The sequence below is a fragment of the Pseudoalteromonas nanhaiensis genome, from assembly GCF_051235485.1.
Taxonomy (GTDB): domain Bacteria; phylum Pseudomonadota; class Gammaproteobacteria; order Enterobacterales; family Alteromonadaceae; genus Pseudoalteromonas; species Pseudoalteromonas lipolytica_C.
Map to the genome: position 1 here is coordinate 35,530 of NZ_JBPNYQ010000001.1, position 20,844 is coordinate 56,373.

11 protein-coding genes and 1 pseudogene are annotated in these 20,844 nt (G+C 38.6%); 11 read left to right on the forward strand and 1 reads right to left on the reverse strand.

Annotated elements, in window-relative coordinates:
• Positions 1-134: 134 nt before the first annotated feature.
• The 9 genes from ACSFVZ_RS00145 to ACSFVZ_RS00185 all read left to right on the forward strand — a co-directional run bounded on the left by ACSFVZ_RS00145 (position 135) and on the right by ACSFVZ_RS00185 (position 19,506).
• Entirely contained in the window at positions 135-1,178 is a 1,044-nt protein-coding gene (locus tag ACSFVZ_RS00145) for a DNA cytosine methyltransferase (RefSeq protein WP_435557880.1), read from the forward strand.
• A 23-nt stretch (positions 1,179-1,201) separates the two neighbouring features.
• Entirely contained in the window at positions 1,202-4,342 is a 3,141-nt protein-coding gene (gene drmD, locus ACSFVZ_RS00150) for a DISARM system SNF2-like helicase DrmD (RefSeq protein WP_435557881.1), read from the forward strand.
• The gene (locus tag ACSFVZ_RS00155) at positions 4,342-8,382 is read left to right on the forward strand and encodes an Eco57I restriction-modification methylase domain-containing protein (RefSeq protein WP_435557882.1); all 4,041 of its coding nucleotides are present in this window, start codon (positions 4,342-4,344) and stop codon (positions 8,380-8,382) included. Before drmD ends, ACSFVZ_RS00155 begins: the two co-directional genes overlap by 1 nt.
• 11 nt (positions 8,383-8,393) lie before the next feature.
• Positions 8,394-12,395 (forward strand): DISARM system helicase DrmA, encoded by a 4,002-nt coding sequence (gene drmA, locus ACSFVZ_RS00160; protein WP_435557883.1) that lies wholly within the window; start codon positions 8,394-8,396, stop codon positions 12,393-12,395.
• Positions 12,395-14,272, forward strand: a complete 1,878-nt coding sequence (gene drmB, locus ACSFVZ_RS00165; RefSeq protein ID WP_435557884.1) for a DrmB family protein — start codon at positions 12,395-12,397, stop codon at positions 14,270-14,272. The genes drmA and drmB overlap by 1 nt, the downstream gene beginning before the upstream one ends.
• On the forward strand, positions 14,272-15,414 hold the full coding sequence (drmC, locus tag ACSFVZ_RS00170; protein ID WP_435557885.1) for a DISARM system phospholipase D-like protein DrmC: 1,143 nt from the start codon (positions 14,272-14,274) through the stop codon (positions 15,412-15,414). The genes drmB and drmC overlap by 1 nt, the downstream gene beginning before the upstream one ends.
• Before the next feature lie 10 nt (positions 15,415-15,424).
• Complete coding sequence (locus tag ACSFVZ_RS00175; protein ID WP_435557886.1) at positions 15,425-17,098, forward strand: NERD domain-containing protein; 1,674 nt, start codon at positions 15,425-15,427, stop codon at positions 17,096-17,098.
• A gap of 566 nt (positions 17,099-17,664) precedes the next feature.
• A complete protein-coding gene (locus tag ACSFVZ_RS00180; protein WP_237131768.1) occupies positions 17,665-18,531 on the forward strand; it encodes a sce7726 family protein in 867 nt (288 codons plus the stop codon).
• Between the two features lie 27 nt (positions 18,532-18,558).
• On the forward strand, positions 18,559-19,506 hold the full coding sequence (locus tag ACSFVZ_RS00185) for a sce7725 family protein (RefSeq protein WP_435557887.1): 948 nt from the start codon (positions 18,559-18,561) through the stop codon (positions 19,504-19,506).
• 2 nt (positions 19,507-19,508) lie between these two features.
• Here ACSFVZ_RS00185 and ACSFVZ_RS00190 read toward each other — a convergent pair.
• Positions 19,509-19,790, reverse strand: a pseudogene (locus ACSFVZ_RS00190) (site-specific integrase); the annotation flags it as partial.
• Between the two features lie 132 nt (positions 19,791-19,922).
• Between ACSFVZ_RS00190 and ACSFVZ_RS00195 the strand changes: the two are divergent.
• Positions 19,923-20,648: a zeta toxin family protein gene (locus ACSFVZ_RS00195; protein ID WP_435557888.1), complete on the forward strand. Its 726-nt coding sequence runs from the start codon at positions 19,923-19,925 to the stop codon at positions 20,646-20,648.
• 8 nt (positions 20,649-20,656) lie between these two features.
• Positions 20,657-20,824 (forward strand): hypothetical protein, encoded by a 168-nt coding sequence (locus ACSFVZ_RS00200; protein WP_166338703.1) that lies wholly within the window; start codon positions 20,657-20,659, stop codon positions 20,822-20,824.
• The last annotated feature ends 20 nt before the right edge of the window (positions 20,825-20,844 follow it).

The following is a 20,844-nucleotide window of genomic DNA, read 5'->3' on the forward strand; positions in this document are numbered from 1 at the left end:
TAACAAGAAGTGTTTAATCAATTTAGACCCAAATGAAGATATCAATTTTTCAGAAAAAGTTGTATTATTTCATGTTAATAATTAGTGTCGTTGTTTAAGTAAATAACCTGTTTAAGAGTCTTAAAATAATTAATATGTCCGTTTCTTGTGTAGATTTATTTTGTGGCGCCGGTGGCTTGACACATGGGTTTGTTAAGGAAGGATTACGAGTCGTTGCTGGTATAGATCTTGATGCTACATGTCGTTATCCGTATGAGCAAAATAATGATTCTATTTTCATAGAAAAGGATGTTAGTGATTTCTCGGTCGGTGAGTTATCAAAACTCTATGGCAATTCAAAAATTAAGATCCTTGCAGGGTGTGCTCCCTGCCAACCATTTTCAACTTACTCTCAACGATATGACATTAATAGGAATGAGCGTTGGAGCTTGTTGAAAGAGTTTTCTCGTCTGGCTGAAGGTGCAAAACCTGACATTATTACAATGGAAAATGTTCCAAGCGTGCAAAAGCATTATATATTCGATGAATTTATTAAAGAGTTGGAAAAAAATAATTACCATGTGTGGTTTAAGGTTGTTGATAGTAGTCACTATGGAGTGCCACAAACTCGTAAGAGACTTGTACTATTAGCATCTTTGCTAGGACCGATTAAAATCATCGAAAGAACTCAGCCTTATCCAATAACAGTAAAAGAGGCTATTGGCTCTCTTGCTCCAATTAAGGCTGGTGAATCATCTAAGTATGATAAGCTGCATTCAGCTTCAGCATTAAGTGATATAAATATGAAACGAATCCAGGCTTCTAGACCTGGTGGAACTTGGAGAGACTGGCCTGAAGAACTCATCGCACCTTGTCATAAAGCCAAAAGTGGTAAGACATATACAGGTGTTTACGCTCGTATGGAGTGGGATAAACCAGGTCCAACAATGACAACGCAATGTTATGGGTTTGGAAATGGGCGATTTGGTCACCCTGAACAAGATAGGGCTATTTCATTAAGAGAGGCGGCCATTCTTCAAGGCTTTCCTCGGACCTATAAATTTATCCCTAAAGGTAAATCCCTTGATAGATCTGCTTTGGGGAGAATGATTGGTAATGCTGTTCCTGTGGGTTTAGGTGAGGCAATTGCAAAAAGTATTAAAGTACATCTAAAAGAATACGGAAAAACTTTGCTTTGAATTAAAAAATAAGGAAAAACTCAATGCCTGAAAGCGTTGCAGAAATTAACTTACCTCTAAGAATTTCACCAGAGCCAGGGCAACTGGTCGAAGTCAGAAAAAGGCAATGGATTGTCGGTGATGTTAAATCATCACAACTATCAAATTCATCCCAAAAGCAACAGAGCTACGTAAAATTATCTTCTATTGATGAAGATGCCCTAGGTGAAGAACTAGATGTCATCTGGGAAATAGAGCCAGGTGCTCACATCATTGAAAAATCAGGATTACCAGAGATTACAGGTTTTGATGATGCTAATAAGCTAGATGCATTTTTAGACGCGGTACGTTGGGGGGCTGTAACAAATGCCGATAGAGGTTTTCTACAAGCGCCATTTAGAAGTGGTGTAAGCATTGAAAATTTTCAACTAGACCCGCTTGTAAGAGCTATCAATATGGCTCGCGTAAATCTTCTTATAGCAGATGATGTCGGCTTGGGGAAAACGATTGAAGCTGGGCTTGTAATCCAAGAAATGTTGCTGCGTCATCGAGCTCGAACAGTATTAATTATTTGTCCCGCATCACTGCAATTAAAATGGCAAGATGAAATGCAGGAGAAGTTTGGTCTAGAGTTTAAAATCGTTAATACCGATTATGTCAAAAATCTTCGTCGAGAGCGTGGTATTCACGCAAACCCATGGACTTCATTTCCAAGACTAATAGTATCCCAAGACTGGATTAAGAGTGGCGAAGGTTTAAGACTTTTAAGAGAAACCATCCCTGTCAAAGCTACCTACCCTCGTAAATTTGATATGATGGTTATTGATGAGGCGCACAATATAGCCCCATCGGGTTCAGCCCAGTACGCGATGGCGAGTCAACGTACAAAAGTCATAAGAGAGATCGCCCCTCACTTTCAGCATAAGTTGTTTTTAACTGCCACTCCTCATAACGGTTACACAGAATCTTTTACTTCATTGTTGGAAATATTAGATGATCAACGCTTTTCACGAAACATCCTGCCAGATGAAAAGCAATTACAAAAAGTAATGATAAGGCGTTTAAAAACAGATCTTGTTGATGAACAGGGCCAACCGCTTTACCCGAAGCGTAAGCTTCAGGCTTTAGAAGTTAACTACACAGAACTTGAACGAAAAATCCATAAAGTATTAGATGATTATGCTGAAAGCCGCGAAGATTCAAATGTTGATGCTAAAAACGCAATGGCAACAAAATTTGTAAATGGCTTGCTTAAAAAAAGACTTTTTTCTTCTCCAGCCTCTTTTGCATCGACTCTTGAAAAGCACATAAATACTGTTAATGGCAACTCAAGCGCTAACAAAGTTAATGTGTTGGATGATCGTATTCTACGTAAGGCAATACTTAAAGCCGAGGAAGATTATGCTAATGATCAAGACGTAGAAATTGCACAAGAAGAAGCGATTGAGGAAGCTACTAACCGAAGTGGCCCTATTACTTCAGAGCAACGAGCATTATTGAATGAATTAAGAAACTGGGCACAAATAGCGCAGCATCAGACGGATTCAAAAGCTGACGCCATTTGTCGCTGGATAGACAATAACTTAAAAACTAATAACAAGTGGAATAACCAGAGAGTCATATTATTCACGGAATACCGAACCACTCAACAATGGCTTGAGAAAATTCTTACTGAAAAAGGTTATGCAGGTAAGAGACTTGCCATAATAAATGGTGGAATGGACCATGAAGAGCGCGAAGAGATTAAAGCAGCTTTCCAAACCCAACCTGAGCAATCTGATGTACGAATTTTATTGGCAACAGATGCAGCTTCCGAAGGTATTGATTTACAGAATCACTGTAATTGCCTAATTCATTTGGAAATACCCTATAACCCAAATGTAATGGAACAACGTAACGGTCGGATAGACCGTCACGGTCAGAAAGCCAATGAAATACTTATTTGGCACCCTGTAGACGCTGGTGCAAAACCTGGAGATAGCAACACTGTTGGTGGTAATAAAGACGATATTATTCGGGCTCTTACAAAGCTTGAATCAATGCGCGAAGATATGGGGAGCGTAAACCCTGTAATCGCACCACAAATGGCTGGGCTGATTGAAGGGCGTAGGAATGAGTTAAATACAGCGCAAGCAGAAGCAAAAATAGCTAAAGCAAAAAAAGCTATTCGAGCCGAAAAAGATTTACAGGAAAAAATTAAACGCCTTCATCAGCAGTTAGTCTCGACTCAAGAAGACTTCCACTTAACGCCAGAGCATATAATTGCAGCGGTGCAAACAGCGCTAGAAGTTGCTCAAAAACCACTTCTTAAGCCTTCTATCCTTGCTAATACACCAGATGGTAGCATCTTTATAATGCCTGAATTTACAGGTTCTTGGGCACCATGTAACAAAGGCTTACGTCACCCTCATACAAAAACAATTAGACCTATAACATTCGATCATAATGTTGCCAAAGGAAGAGACGATGTCGTCTTGGTTCATTTAAATCATCGTTTAGTACAAATGTGTTTGAGGCTCCTTAGAAGTCGAGTCTGGGAAAAAGATGACAAGTTGCATCGAGTAACCGTCAGAAGTTTACCAAATGATCAACTAGAGAATGCTGTTGCGATTGTTGCTTCAAGGCTTGTAATTGTTGGTGGCACTCACAATCGCCTTCACGAAGAAATTACTTATGCAGGTGGCTATTTAAAGAATAACGGTTATAACCGAGAGCGTGGTGTAAACCAAATAAATGAATGGTTAGAGAGTTCTAAACCGGCCACAATTTCTGATGAAACTAAAGAGGCACTTCAACTTAGGTTTGCCAAGTATAAGGATTCGATTTACCAGTCTGTAGAAGCTCGATCAAAAGAGCGACTTAATAATTTGGAAAGCACCTTAGAGCGTCAAAAAAACAAAGAAATTGAAGATATTACAACGGTTCTAGATGAATTAGATAATGCCATAAAAACTGAGTTAGCTTTCGAAGGTGTTATTCATGATCAATTGAGCTTATTTGGAGACGATGAACGAACTGAGGTAAGAAGAGATAAGGCCGCCATTGAAGCAAGACAAAAAAGAATTGAAGCAGATAAAGAAGCTGAAACAGATGCTATAGAAAAGCGCTATGCCAACTATATAGATCGCACATTTCCTGTTGCGGTTACGTTTCTTGTACCTGAAAAATTTTGTGAGGCTGACTAATGGCGTATTCTACAAATCAACACGCCGAATGGCTGTCACTTATTGAAGTATCTGGTCCATTTTTAGCCGAACCAATACTTAATCAAGCATTTCCACAAGGGTTAGAAAAAGTTGACCCTGTTAAAAAAAAGCAATTTCGCCAGGCCTATGATGAATGGCGAGAAGTTATTGATAGTGATGCTCAGCAAGATCTAAAGATAAAAGACAAAATTCACCATCAATGGATTAGCTGGGTGCTCAAATTTGGTCTAGAGCTTGATGAAGATGAAGACGGAGATACTTTAAAAGGTAGCTCTCAACTAGCACTCTCACTCCAAGTTTCAGTGGCTGAACACCACGTTACACTTATACCAGAATATGCCGTTATCACTAATGACGAAGAAAAACCGTATATGTTGGTGCAAACTTACGCACCAGGGACCGAGCTAAGTGAGGTGTTGCGAGGAGATAGCTGGTCAACAAGCCCTGCTGAACGGATGGCTCATTTATGTCGAGGGTTGGATACAAGGCTAGGTCTTATTACCAACGGTGAACAATGGATGTTGATTGATGCCCCTGCTGGAGGCATAACAACTTATGCAAGCTGGTATGCGAGGCTTTGGGGGCTAGAGCCCATTACATTAAAAGCATTTTATAGCTTATTTAATATAGGTGTAGTTTTTAATGGGTTTGATGAAGCCAAAAGCCTAACTGAACTAATTGATGAGTCTTTACAGCACCAAGATGATGTAACTCAAACGCTCGGAATTCAAGTTAGTCGTGCTGTAGAAGTACTTATTCAATCAATTGATAGAATTAATCACGACCATCACGGAAAATTGCTTGAAGGTATAGAACCAGAAGAGTTATACGAAGCAGGCTTAACGTTAATGATGCGTTTGGTATTTTTGCTATGTGCAGAAGAACGTGGCTTATTACTTTTGGGGGACCAAGCGTATGAAGCCAATTATGCTTTATCAACTTTGCGAGCTAAGTTACGAGAAGAAGCCAGCTTACACGGTGATGAAGTACTCTCTTATCGTAAGAATGCATGGGCTCGCTTATTAGCAATTTTTAGGTCTGTTTATGCAGGTGTTGAGCATGAAAATATGCGGATGCCAGCATTAGGTGGTTCGTTATTTGATCCTGACCGCTTTCCGTTTTTAGAAGGTCGAACTAAAGGCAGTAGTTGGCTTGAAGACGAAGCCAAACCACTACCCATTGATAACAGAACCGTTCTATTGTTTCTAGATGCAATTCAGCTATATCAAGGTCGAACACTTTCTTATCGAGCACTCGACGTAGAGCAGATAGGTTATGTTTATGAAGGCTTATTAGAGCAAACAGTAAAGCGTGCGCCTGATGTAACCTTAGAACTCTCAGGAAGTAAAAGTTGTAAAAAACCTTGGGTATATTTGGGCGAACTTGCATCAGCTTCATTGGATGGGGAAACAGCTCTTAAGAAGTTATTAAAAGAACGTACAGCAAGTTCAGCTTCGCGTATTACTAATGACTTAAAAAAAGAAGTTACCGATGCAGATCTAGATAAACTTCTGGTTGCTTGTTACAACGATGCTGAATTATGTCAGCGAATCAAACCTTATTATCACTTTTTAAGGTTTGATGCTTGGGGGAATCCTCTCCTATACCCTAAAGATGCATATATGCTGAGTACAGGCTCTGATAGACGAGAAACAGGCTCGCATTACACACCTAAATCATTAACTGAATCTATTGTTACTGAAACACTTGAGCCAATTGTTTATGTTGGGCCTGCTCAAGGAAAATCTCGAGAAGAGTGGCAGCTCAAATCACCAGAAGAATTGCTTAACTTAAAGATCTGTGATCCTGCAATGGGGTCGGGAGCTTTTCTCGTTCAAGTATGTCGGTGGCTATCTGAACGTGTTTGCGAATCATGGTTAATAGCTGAAGACGGTGGCCTTTTAGTTACGATTAAAGGACATACTACAAATGATGATTCTGAAGAATTAATTCCTATTGATGCTGAAGAGCGGCTCATTATTGCTAAACGCTTGATCTCTGAACGTTGTTTATATGGTGTTGATATTAACCCTTTGGCTGTTGAGCTAGCCAAGCTCTCTATTTGGTTAGTTACCTTATCTAAAGATCGTCCGTTTGGTTTTTTAGACCACAACCTAAAAGCTGGTGACAGTTTACTGGGTATTCATGATTTAGATCAGCTTTGTTACTTAAATTTAAACCCTTCTCAAACAAAGAAAAGTATATTAGAAGAGCAACCTTTTGCTGCGAAAATAAGAGAATTGGTTGCGGAAACCTTAGAGCTGAGAAAACAAATAGCTACTCACGACATCAATGTACTATCAGATATTGATGAAATGGCACTGCTAGAGGAGCAAGTAAAAGAGACAATGTTTCTACCTAAATTAATTGCAGACGCTTTAATTGGTTTGACATTAGAGACAGGTGGAAAGTTAAGAGATACTTCAATGTTGTCTTCATTTATACAAAAGACTTTATCTTATGATGAAGAATCTTTAAATGCATTAAGGGAAAGTGCTAGAAGAGGCTTAAGCAGTGAACTATCAGGGAAAATTAAAGGAAGAAAAGCATTTCATTGGTGCTTAGAGTTTCCTGAAGTATTTAATTCAGGAGGCTTCGATGGCCTTGTTGGTAATCCTCCATTTGTAGGTGGTCAAAAAATTTCAGGCTCTATGGGAGCAAACTATAGAGAATATTTGGTTCAAAATATAGCAAATGGAAAAAAAGGTGCGGCAGATTTAGTTGCATACTTTTTCCTAAATTCTAACACTCTTTTGAAACCTAGAGGTGGACTTGGTTTTATAGCGGTAAATTCAATTGCAGAAGGTGACACAAGACAAATAGGTCTGGAGTCTCTACTGAATCTAGGTACGTCAATTTATGCTGCATACCCTAATGAAGTTTGGCCAGGTAAAGCTGCCGTTATTACAAGTCGTATTCATCTTTTCAAAGGCAAATGGGATGGAAGTTTTTGTTTAAATAGTCAGCCTGTCGAGAGTATTTCTTCTTTTTTAACTAGTGATAACATTTGGACTCCTGAGGTCTTAAAAAGTAATGCTGGAAAGTCATACATAGGCTCATATGTACTTGGTTTAGGGTTTACAATGTTACAAGAAGAAGCTATGTCAATATTAGCTAACGAGCCTTTATGTAACAAAGTACTTTTTCCATATATAAATGGTAAAGATTTAAATACACATCCTACTCAAAAGCCGAGTAGATGGGTTATTAATTTCTGGGATTGGACTGTTGATGAGTCTTCGGAGTTTGAGCAACCATTTAAAATAGTTACTGAAAAAGTTAAGCCAGAAAGGGAGTCGAAGAAAGACAAAGGAGCAAAGGAAAAATGGTGGCAATATATAAGACCCCGTCCAGAGCTTTATCACAAACTAGGTAGAGGGAGTTTCTTTAATGCACATCCTCAAGGTTGGGATGATGAAGAACCACTACTAGATCGTTTTTTATGTATTACTAGAGTAAGTAAATCAGTTGCATTTACATTTCTACCTAATAACGTAATTCCATCAGAGGCAATCGTCGTATTCCCTATTGATGATTACGCTTATTTTGCAGTGCTTCAATCTAGTCTTCATAGTGTATATGCATGGCAACACTCTTCCAAACTAAAAAATGATCTTAGATACAGCCCATCAGATGCCTTTGAAACATTTCCCTTCCCTGAAAAAGCCTTTTTAGAGGCAAATAGTCCTTTACGCTCCATTGGGCAAAAATATTACGAGCTTAGACAAAGTATAATGAGTGACCTCCAAATTGGCCTAACCAATGTGTACAACTTGTTTAATGATCCTGAATGTTCAACTCATTCTATTGTTGGTTTGAGAGAATTACATGCAGAGATGGATAATGTGCTATTACAGACGTATGGCTGGGAGCAAGTTGACTTAGAGGTTGGCTTTCACCAAGTAGAGTACCTTCCAAAAGGTAAAAGGACTAAATTTGGAATGTCCGAAAAAGCCCGATTAGATATTTTAAATAGATTATCTCTATTAAATAAAGTTAGATATGAAGCTGAAAATTAATAAGGAACATTATGCATAATAAAAATAATAGCATTGGCGCTTATATAGCGGTAAGAGAAATAAATGATGAGAAGAGCTCAAATATAGATTACTGCCTTCAGCTTAAGGGTAAAAAAGTTTTATTTTCTAGCGTTGAAGATGGGTGCTGGGTATTAATCGTTGATACGGCTAATATGCTAACAGGTGTAGGCAGGGTTTATCGGCAGAGAAGTGATATAGAGTCCACTACATTATTCTTTGATAAGTATTTAAAAGTCGAATCACCTGTAATCGTTTCATTCCCTCGCTCAGGACAAATCGCTCGAATTGAGTGGACAAGGTTTGCTGAGGAACTACCTAAACTTACGGGTAAAACTTTAGCTGATATACCTTTGATTCAAGACGATGTTTACGTACGTGAATTACTTCAATTTGCTGTAAAAGATGATTTATTGGGCCCTGCGAATGGTCCATATGAGCAAATTTTTGATATGAGTGTTCGAGATCGCTACTTAGTTGGCCGTTTAGCGCCAATGGACGCTTCAGAAAAAGGTGGTGAGTTTGGTATTGATGGCTCAGGCGATGAAGATGGTGAACCAGAAGAGCTAGTCGTCAAAGCGCAATCAGGTAAAGGCGACTCACCCATAAATAATGTGAAACCAGAGCCTGAAGTGAGCGAAGAGGTTGACGCTGCAAGCAATCAGTCCCTTATTCCTTCAAGCATTGGATTTACCTTTTGTGTTTCGGGTGATGAAAAAGAGATTGAGCTTCAAGCTAGTTGGGGACGATATCAGCGTTTTTATGATCATGAAATGTATAAGACGAAAACAGATCCTGAAACAGGCGAGGAATCTCAAGGCGCTAAAGTAAAAGTGTGGCAGCGTATTCCTTGCGGAGGAACTATTTCCTTACAATTAGAAACAGGCTTAATCCCACCAATCTCAATTGATAAAGAAAACCCGAAAGTTGTCATTCAAGGTACAGTTCGCAAACCTAATGAAAACGGTGATAGGCTAGTTACTATATTTTTAGTAAATACTGAAAATGAGCCCGAATCAAATAGGGATACTGCTTGGATTTTTCAGCCAGAGATATCTGTTACAGCCACTGAAAATGCGGGCAATAAAGATGTCTTTCGTAAACGCCCTGTATTAAAGCCAGACGGCGAAGACTTAGAACGTGAATCATTGGAGATGGTTTATCGTAACCAGGTTGAATTTGCCACCGGTCATGGTATTGCTGTTCATGCCACTTCTTCAAAAGATAATGTTGAAAGAGCAACAGAAGTTAAAACAGTTGTCATACCTGATTATGAGGTTCCAGTAACTGAAGTACCAGGTCAGCGTGATGGTGACAGACCAGCGCTTAAAAAGATGATGTCAGAAGGCTATTTAGACATGATGAAGCTCGCTTCGATGTCTAGAAAAGACCTTGTTGTTGCCTTAACGCAAATGACATCTGACTATACCGCTTGGATAGCAGAACAAAAACTTAAAGCTGAAGAGGGATTACAGGACCATAAAGAGGCTGCCTCAAGAGCGATTGCGAGCTGTAATGAAATAAATGATCGCTTACAAGAAGGCATTGCCGTTTTAGCCGACACTGAAGATGACAATGCACTACAGGCATTTCGTTTTGCAAACTTAGCAATGGCTAAGCAACGCGTGCAGAGTATTTATGCGCACAAACGAAGAACGGATAAGAGTATTACAGTTGAAGAGCTTAATAAGGATCCTAAAAATTACTCTTGGCGTTCTTTCCAGTTGGCATTTTTGCTGTTATCTATTCCCGCTATCGCTAATCCAGAACATCAAGACCGTGCAGAGTCAGCGGATTCAATTGCTGATTTATTATGGTTTCCAACTGGTGGTGGTAAAACTGAAGCATATCTAGGTGTAGCTGCATTTACAATGTCGATACGCCGATTCCAAGGAAATCTTGGAGGTTATGATGCTAGCCGAGGATTAGCCGTAATAATGCGCTATACGCTCAGGTTATTGACTCTTCAACAGTTTCAACGTGCAACAGCGCTAATTTGTGCAATGGAAGTTATTCGTCGCGAAGCAATAAAAAAAGGCAAAATGAGGTTAGGAGAAACCCCATTTACAATTGGCTTATGGGTTGGTAACCGTGTGGCACCCGGCACTACTGCTGATAGTGCTAAAGCTATAAAAGATATTAGGGATCCTGAAAAGTTTAATGCTGGTAGCTCATCACCCGCTCAGTTAACTAGTTGCCCTTGGTGTGGTGAACAAATCGATCCTGGTAAGCATATTGAAGTTAATAAAGACACGCTACAAACAGCCATTTACTGCGGAGATAAAAAAGCCCGTTGTGAATTCTCTAAAGGTAAATCTGCAAAGTTAGCTCATCCAGGTATTCCTGCGTTAGTTGTAGATGAAGAGATGTATCATCGACCTCCTTCAATGATGATTGCGACCGTAGATAAATTTGCGATGATGGCTTGGCGTGGTGAAGTTAAAAACTTGTTTGGTAAAGCAACGTTAGAATGTGAACGTCATGGGCTTGTTTGGGAAGATGCCAACTCATGCAATGGGAATCATCCGAAATCTAAAGCCGGTGCAGCCACAAAACCTAAAGTCATATCTGAGATACGTCCACCAGACTTAATCATTCAAGACGAATTTCACTTAATTAGTGGTCCATTGGGAACAATGGTTGGTTTGTATGAAACCGCTGTTGATGAGCTATGTTCATGGTCTATAAATGGCAAAAAAGTTAGACCTAAAATAATCGCTTCGACTGCAACTGTCCGAAAAGCCAAGCAGCAAGTAAGCGGAGTATTTAACCGACAGGTTGCAGTATTTCCGCCACATGGCTTAGATATTGAAGATAACTTTTTCTCAGTTCAACGACCGATAACAGAACATTATGGCCGCCGCTATATGGGTATCTGCTCTCCAGGAAGTGCTAGGCCTGCCGTATTAATACGAGTTTACACTGCATTTTTAACCGCATCACAAGCCTTATTCGAACGTTTTGGTCAAGTAGCTGATCCATACATGACAAGTGTTGGTTACTTCAACTCATTACGTGAACTCGGGGGAATGAAACGGCTGGCTGAAGATGATGTGCAAACACGTTCATACCGAGTACAAATGAGTTTAGTTGAACGCCCTGGCTTACAGCAACGCAGCGTAAATAACATAAGGGAATTAACGTCTCGAGTATCTAGTCAAGATATACCTAAATACTTAGACCAATTAGAAGTTAAGTTTAAAGCTCAATATGACTCAACTGAAGGTAAGTATGTTACCAAGTGGGATGAAGGGGAAAGTCGAGCAATTGATGTGGTCTTAGCAACAAACATGCTATCTGTTGGTGTTGATGTAAACCGCTTAGGTGTAATGGCGGTCAACGGTCAACCTAAAAGCACAGCAGAGTATATTCAGGCAACAAGCCGAGTCGGGCGTAGTTTTCCAGGATTAGTTTGTACAGTTTTGACTTGGTCAAGGCCACGAGACCTTTCTCACTATGAGACATTTGAACATTATCATGCGACTTTTTATAAGCATGTGGAAGCCCAATCCGTCACACCGTTTTCTCCACGAGCTATAGATCGTGGTTTAACAGGCTCAATGGTTAGTTTAATGCGTTTAAGTGATGATACGCTGAACTCTAATGATGGAGCTGCTAATTTGACTCACACCACTTCAAATATTGTAAAAAGTACTATTGAATCAATATCAGAGCGTGTTCATCAGGTGGAAGAAAGCCCTCAATCAAAACAACTTGCCGAGGCATCAATTAAACAACGAATAGATGAGTGGGTAAAAGAAACAAATACGCCTGGACGTGCGGTTGCTTATGAGAAAAAGGGTGAAAGAGCAGACTCAAAAGTCCCGCTGATAAAAAAACCAGGATTTAGCGAATGGGATAGGTTTACCGTACCTATGTCTATGCGAGAAGTTGAGCCAGGCGTTAAATTACAAATGAGTACTCAAAAGTTAGAAGAAGGCCCGTCGTGGAAACCACCGGTTAAGAAAAAAAATCAAACTGAAGGGAATTCGTAATGAGTGGTAGTAAAAAATACGAGTCAACAAAAACGCCTGTAGGTGATGTGCGCCCTAGCCAATTACTATGGACTTATGGACCTGGCGCTCTTATCGATATGCCTAGTTTATCTGTGGTCACTCAGGGCATTGATCGATGGGATAAAGACCGTTGCCCTCCAATTACCGAAGCTAGGTTACTAACTGCTGTTAAGAAAGTGTTAGGGCCTCAGGTTGAAAGCATGAGAATGCCACCATTCTCGAATAAAGAGTCTACTGATCCATACTCAGCTGAGGCCAGAGTCGGTGTACCTGTTAGACCTTTTCCTCGATGGTTGCGCTGTGTAAAGTGCGGAATGTTAGCTGAGTATGATTCAGGACTGTTTGAAATAAAAGAAAATCGATTTAGGCCCGAAAATACGCGATTCGTTCACAAGATGTGCCGTGGTTCTGAGGGTGATAAACCTGCTAGGGATGCAGATGCTGTTCCTGCCCGTTTTCTACTCGCCTGTAGAAACGGTCATTTAGATGATTTTCCTTGGCGTTATTATGTGCACGGTGGCGAAACTACATGTAAAGGTACTTTGCGCTTTTTCGAAAGTGGAGCATCACTGCAAACCGAAAATCTTTGGGTTAAATGCGATGCTTGTGAAGCAAAAAGAAATTTAGCCCAAGCATTTGGTAAGGCCGGTAAAGAAAATTTACCAGCTTGTAGAGGAAGACATCCACACCTTGATAAATATGATGCTAGCTGTGATGAGGATGCCAAAGGCGTGTTATTAGGTGCTACTAATAGTTGGTTCCCTATTACCTTATCAGCCTTAGCTATACCGCTTACTCGAGACCCTATAGTGCAATTAGTACAAGATGGTTGGGATAACTTCTCTGACGTTGAATCTGTCTTGGAAGTTAAGGCGATTTTAAAAATATTAGTGAAAAATGCTATTTTGCCAGGTATTGATCAATACTCACCTAAAGAAGTTTGGGATGTTATTGATGCTATTAATAAAGGGGAAATTGGCGACACTGTAACTCAGGAAGATATTAAGGGACCTGAGTGGGATGTGTTTATAGACCCTAATCCACCAAATGATTGGCCGCATTTCTTGAGCGAAGCTACAGCGGTACCTACAAAATATAAAAACAAAATATCTAACGTCTTGTTGTTAAAGCGCTTGAGAGAAGTGAATGCTTTAATTGGCTTTACCAGAGTAGAAGCGCCAGAAGAAAGTAACAATCCAGATGAACAGCCACCAATGGCTTCACTTTGTAATGAATCCCCAACTTGGGTTCCTGCTAGTGAAGTGCATGGTGAGGGTATCTTTATCAGGTTTGATGAAAGCGCACTCACTACATGGGAAAAGTTACCCGCTGTTCAAGCTATCAATGAAAAACTATTCAATGGGCACAAAGGGTGGAGAGTTGCTCGGAAAAAAACACCTGAAGATGGATATCCTGGAATAAGGTATGTTTTATTGCATACTATTGCCCATCTACTTATTCGAGAGTTAGCTCTTGAGTGTGGCTATAATGCAGCTAGTATCAGAGAGCGAATATATGGTGATACTAGTTCTGAAAATAAGCAGGCTGGAATTTTAATTTATACAGCCGCCGCAGATTCAGACGGCACACTTGGAGGTTTAGTTGAACTTGGCAAGGCTGAAAACCTGGAAAGGCTGCTTCATCAAGCTCTAAATCGTGCCAAAGTATGTTCTTCCGACCCTCTTTGTTCAGAGCACAACCCCGAAAAAGACCGAACACTTCATGCCGCAGCCTGTCATGCCTGTACTTTCGCAGCAGAAACGTCCTGTGAAAAAAACAATCGTTATTTAGATCGAGCGTTAGTTGTTCCTACATTGGATGATAGTGGTGCTTCATACTTTGGAGATGAGGTTTAATGGATAAACTTTTAAAGGGAATTTATAACGTAGTTAAAGATCAGCACTTTAGTAAGATAAAATCTTTGTCTACAAAGTTAAAAAGTACTCGTAAAGAAGATTGTCTATCATTAAAAGGCTTTTTCAATGCAGATAGCTCTAATATTGCTTTAAATAAGTTGTTACAGCTATGGGCGCAGAGTGATTATTCAAGCAGCGAATTAGCAGGTATGTTGATTGGTGCTTCATATGGATGTATCAATGAAAGAGAACAAGAATCTACAGAGCTAGTATGGTCCGGACCAGATGCTAATTTGTTACCGGCAAGAAGAACCGAGCAAGTATTGTTAGATATTATCAACTCTGCCCAAGAGTCTTTATTTATAGTTTCATTTGTTTTAGTAAATATACCGACTATTGAGGCTGCTTTAGATAAAGCTGTTAGTCGCGGGGTTAATGTAAAAATGCTTTTGGAGTCTGAAGACAAGGAAGCTTCAGATAACTTCATTGGCACTATAAAGAGATTGTCTGCTTCTATGCCTAATATTGAGTTTTATATTTGGCCTAGAAAAAATAGAGAAGGTATTCAAGGTGGTTTTGCTAGGGTTCATGCCAAATGTGCTGTTGCTGATAAAGCAAGGGCCTTTATTACGAGCGCAAACCTCACTTCAGCTGCGCTAGATAAAAATATTGAGATGGGAGTTAATATTGAGGGAGGTAATATACCTAAAAATATTTTCGAGCAACTGTCCGCAATGATTAGTTCTAAAGAAATTGTTCATTATACCCCCAATGCATTTGCCAGCATGTCAGAACCTAAGTCAAGCGATGCCATACCCCTTGAAGAAATGCCTGATGACGTAAAGGCAGGTAGTAGTATTCAAATTGAGTTCGATAATTTAGAAGCTGGCTTCAAAGATGCCCGAAGGTTTATTGTCTGTGATAAGAAGAACGATAGGCCGAAGCCTGGAACATTAGTGATAATCAAACATGAAGCTCAATATTTGCTTGGTAACTACCGGTGGAATAAACAACAAAGCACAGATAGTGAACGAGTATTCTATGTTGTAACAATTAATGGTTTTGGCCTAAGAAAGAAAATAAAAATAAATGAAAGTGATTGGGAGAGTTTTAAACCAATTGCCATGGAAGAAAAGAACTAGGAGGTGGACTTTGGCTAGACTAATCCCAAAAGTTGAAATTGAAGATATAAGCGTTAAACCAGAGAGAGATGTTGCAAAGTTTTTAGTTGATTTACTGCCTGATGACTGTGTTATTTATCACAGCTATCCGTGGTTGAGAACTGATAGAAATGATAAAGGTAATACCACCATTAAAGAAGGCGAAACCGATTTTGTGATAATTATTCCTTCTCATGGCATGCTGGTGCTAGAGGTGAAAGGTGGTGAGATTGATTTTGATAGCGATAGCAGGCAATGGAATAGAGTTTTGTCTGGAGGAAGGTTAAAGGAAATTCAGGATCCCTTTGAACAAGCTAGACGCAATACACACTTCTTAGAAAAAGAAATAAAAAGAAGAGGATACAATGGGGCGAGTAGCTTACCATTTGCCTATGGTTATGCTGCTGTATTTCCCGATTGTGAATACGTTGGTGATACGCCTGCGGGAGCAACTCCGTCGATTGTTATTTCGGCGGGAGATTTGCAGTTTATTGACCGCAAAATTAAATTAGCGTTAAGTCAGTGGTCTAGAAGAGAAAGGCCAATGCCTTTATCTAAAGAGGATAAAGTTAAAATACAAAGATCTATCTCTCCAAGCTTTAATTTGTTGCCAATTCTTTTTCGCAAGATTGAAGATCAAGAAGAAAAGCTCTTTCGCCTCACTAATGATCAAAAAATGCTTCTAGACTTCTTAGCACATCGACCTAGAGCATGTATTAATGGTATTGCTGGTTCTGGTAAAACAATGCTCGCACAAGCCCAAGCTGAAAAGTTTGCGGATATTGGAAAACGGACACTATTAGTATGCTACAACAAAGCTTTGGCTAAATGGTTGCGTGATAATATTGCACCTGAATATGCTGATAGTATTACTGTTACCCACTTTCATGGACTTTGTTACGAGTTATGCCGAAAAGCTGGCATTCCATTTAGTCCTTCTAGTTACAATGAAGATGAATTTTGGCAAGAAGAAGCGCCAGAACTTTTGATAGAAGCTATTGATTATTTGGATATTAAGTTTGATGCTGTAATTGTCGATGAAGGCCAAGACTTTCAATCTGATTGGTGGATGCCACTTGAGCTTATAAATACTGATGGTGACGAGGGTACAATGTACGTATTTTTCGATCCCAATCAAAACCTATACGTAGATAAAAATTCATCTTTGCCTGCTTTAGGTGAGCCTTTTCAACTTCCTGTCAATTGCCGAAATACAAAATCAATTGCTGGTTTATGTAGTAATATTCTAAATAAACCGATACCGACAAAAAGTGATGCTCCTACAGGGGATGAACCTGAGGTTATCAAGCTAGATAATCAATACGAGGTACAGAAAAGAGTAGAGCGGTATATTCACGAATGGGTAAATAAAGGAAAGTTAACCCCAAGCCAAGTAGCTATTCTATGCCCATTTAAACTGAGTAATTCATCACTTTCAAATACTAATAGAATTAGAGGGCTTGAAATTACAGCCGATATTGACCATTGGAAAGGAAATAAAGGTGTTTTGTTTTCAACAGTTAAGGGATTTAAAGGTCTAGAAGCTGATGCCATAATTTTAATTGATATCCCCCCAGCTAATGAAGTATCGCTATTTAAACAAGCTGACTATTATGTCGCTTGTTCAAGAGCCAAACATATATTGGTTGTTATGACAATTGATTAAATTAAAGGTTTTATCAATTGTTATATTTGTACCTTTGTAAGTTACATGAAATGGGTGTTTCATTAAACTAGAAAGCAAAGTGTAGAATTTAATAAGGGAGTTTTAGCGTCAGCTAAATCAGTCGTCAAACCAAAACTGCCATCAATCCAAAACAGTTTAATAAAAAGAAATGACATCTAATCGCTTGTTAACTCTGGGGGAATGCAACCTTTCTGATTCTAATGTGGGTTAGATTCAGGAATTTATAAATGCAACCTAAGGGTTGTATTTTACTTGTGATTAAAAGATTGCTTATATTATATATTTTTCAAATAGATAGTGCTCAGATGGTTTTGCTTAGATAAAGATTTACATACCACATAAGGGTTCAAGTCTGGGAGGGGCCACCATTTTTACAAGCTTCCCAAGTAAACACCTACTAACAGAAATTACCCTGTGCTACCTCTGTGCTACTTTTTATAATATTAATGAACCTAAAATGATGCAATAATTACATGTATATTTTGAATTCATGGGTTACTCTGTTTATGGGTAAATTAAATGGAATGTTTTTTACTTAACTGGTTATGAAAAATATCGAACTGTCCAAATACGACTTTCAACTTATGAGCAAGGTCTTTAATAAAAGCATTCTAGTGGAGCTTGCCAAGTTTGGTGAGAGTCATACTCTTGAAAAGATAGTTTCTGGGTTAGAAGCCAATGTGATTCGCCTCGATTATCAGAACCTACCTGCATTTTTTGAGCGGGCATTTCACTTATTGAGACAGCATTACCCAAATGAATATATATATAAAAATGCTATCGCAGAAAAAATAGTAAGAGGGAGGCATAAGCTCTCAAATTCACTCTATGTCACAGAGTTCAAAGTTAATAATACTATTGCGGATGTTGCTATTTTTAATGGTACTTCAACAGCATATGAAATAAAGACTGAGTTTGACTCTTTTCAAAGATTAGACTCTCAGTTGAAAACTTATAAAAAAGCTTTTGAAAGGGTTTATCTTGTTGTACCTAGTGTTGATGTAGAGAAGGCTCTAAAAGTTGTAGACGGTACTACTGGGCTTTATGAATTAACTGATAGATATAGCCTAAAAATGTTAAGAGAAGCATCTACAAACATAGAAACTTTTTGTTCTGAAACAATATTAAATTGTTTAAGAGTGCCTGAGTATATGCAGATTATTAGCAATAACTTTGACTACAGCCCCGCACTGAGCCCATCAAAAAGAAAACAAGATTGTATCGAGCTATTTGCAAAACTTGATATAAATACCCTTCATAAGGAATATCTAAAACAAATTAGAGCCAGAGAATACTCAGAATTAGAAAAAAGCACTTTTAAAGACTTCCCTAAATCCTTAACCTCAGTCTTGTTGTCAAGCCGCTTGAATAAAAAGCTTTTATTAAATTTACAATCCTGTATTGTTGGTTAGTAAATACACAATACAAGGAATGTGAAAATGTATCACTCTTATCTACGTGGTAAGCAGTTTGAGTTATTAGCTGTTCGTTATGTTATCGACAAAATTGCAGAGAGCAATTCTACACCCATTATTGAGCCAGTTAGGCAGTCAAGCAGAGATATTCTTAAATGTATAGAAGTCTTAGAAGAAAATAATTCAAATTATATCATAGTTTCAAACCCTAAAGTTGGAGAGTTAGCCAACAATTCGCTCGCGAGAGAGCAACTTTTAGATGGAATTTCTAATACTTATCCTAATGCTGAATTTGGAGTAATTGTGAATGATACATCTACAAATACAGACATTAATATTATTCTAGATAGATACCCACAACATAGTTTTTCAATTATTCATTTTGGTCAATTTCAGGATATCCAATTTTTACAAGAACTATCAGCAACGAATAGGCAGTTTAAAAAGCATATTTTTATAGAGCATTGCTCAAGCAACTTTTATCAATCACAATTTAGTGGTTTTGAGCGTGTATTAATTGATGATTGCTTTAATCGTAGATCAACTAATAGAGAATATAGAGCTCAGTTAGAAGAGTTTTTTACTGATTTGCATGTCAACTATACAAGTCGAGGTTTTCAAGGCTACGGAGATTTTTCTGTTGTGGGTGATTACTTCTCAGAGGGAGGCGGGCAGGCCATAACTGCTGCTCTTCATATCACTTTTGATAAGCCTACTTTAGAAATATATATAAGGCATTTTTTATCAGCTGAGAGGCAAGTAGCTGATGAAGTGCCGATTTTACTTGAAGAGGCTATTTCAGAACTAGAAGCTTTTATAAGAACTAAACCTGAAATTTTAGAGTGGTCAAAGTCTCTCAACGAAGTGCTAGAAATCTATCAGAATGGTTGCCAAACCAGCTTGGCATATATTAAAAAGCTATCAATTGCTCATCACTTTGAATTAATGCATAAAGTACTAATCAATGGGTAGATTTATCTCAAGTAAACTTCAGTTATTTCAGCCCTGAAATGGCCTAGCTCTTGCGATACTGTCTCAAGAGCTATTGCCCTACTTAAACCGAAACTCCTTAGCTCAGCCATTCTCTCTTGTGCGTAGCTATGCCTGAGGCCATGACCGCCATTTGAAAAGAAGAGTGTTCGATCAGATGCTTTTGAGAATGAGCATGACCATTTATGACCGCCACCAATATCATAACGTTGCAAATAGTTAATTTCTCTATCACGAATCGTCATGGGCTGTGCTAGGCGCTTTTTTAAAGCTGGGAAAAGCGCTTATAAACATACAGAAACTCTAAAGAGGCTAATCGCATAGGATTTATTTTGAATTTAAATCACTTGCTAATAGGCACTCTAGGGACATAATAAAAAGATAGGGAAAGGCTTCATATGACACTTGATGAACTAGAACAACATGCCATAGCTTATGCTAAAAAACACAGAACACGTATTGCCCGTGAGTTAACAGACAAAAATCAGTTTCCTCCCGATACAAGACCGGTTTCTGTTTTTATGGCAGGTTCGCCCGGTGCTGGAAAAACGGAAGCTTCAAAAGCTTTTTTAGAAGAGATTGGTGCTGATAATGTACTCAGACTTGATCCCGATGAGTTAAGAGAGCAAATACCTGGTTACACAGGTGATAATTCTTATTTATTTCATCGTGCTGTATCTTTTATTGTAGAGAGGACACTTGACCGTGCTTTTAAAAATAAACAGTCATTTTTGTTAGATGGTACCTTGGCAAGTTATGATGTTGCAGAAAAAAATATTGAGCGATCTATTCGTAAAGGTCGAAATGTGCTTATTTTGTTTGTATACCAAAACCCAGAATATGCATGGGAATTTGTTGAAGCTAGAGAGAAGTTAGAAGGGCGTAGAATTTTACCAAATACTTTTATAGATCAATTTTTTGCATCACAAAAAGTTATAAAGGAACTTAAGGCAAAGTTTGGAAGTCAAATTAAAGTAGATTTATTAGTTAAGAATAATAAGGGTCGAACACGCTTTTATCATGATAATGTTCAGGCAATTGAGCATCATTTAGATGAAAAATTCACTAGAGAAGATCTAGAGAGCCTGATAAAATCATCGTCCAGCTCAAAAAACGAGCTTTAGGAGTGCCTATGTTTTCAAATTTAATAAAGCCAAAGCAAGCTCAAAATTCTAAGCTTTCAGACTTTGTACTTGATTCAAGCTCAAGTGAGAAAAAGCGAGTTTATAATCAAGTTATTGAGCGAGCAATTTCCTCTCAAGTACAGGTAGTAAATAAAGCACCTGCTGGCCATAAGTAATTATTAAAAGTCCCTATGTG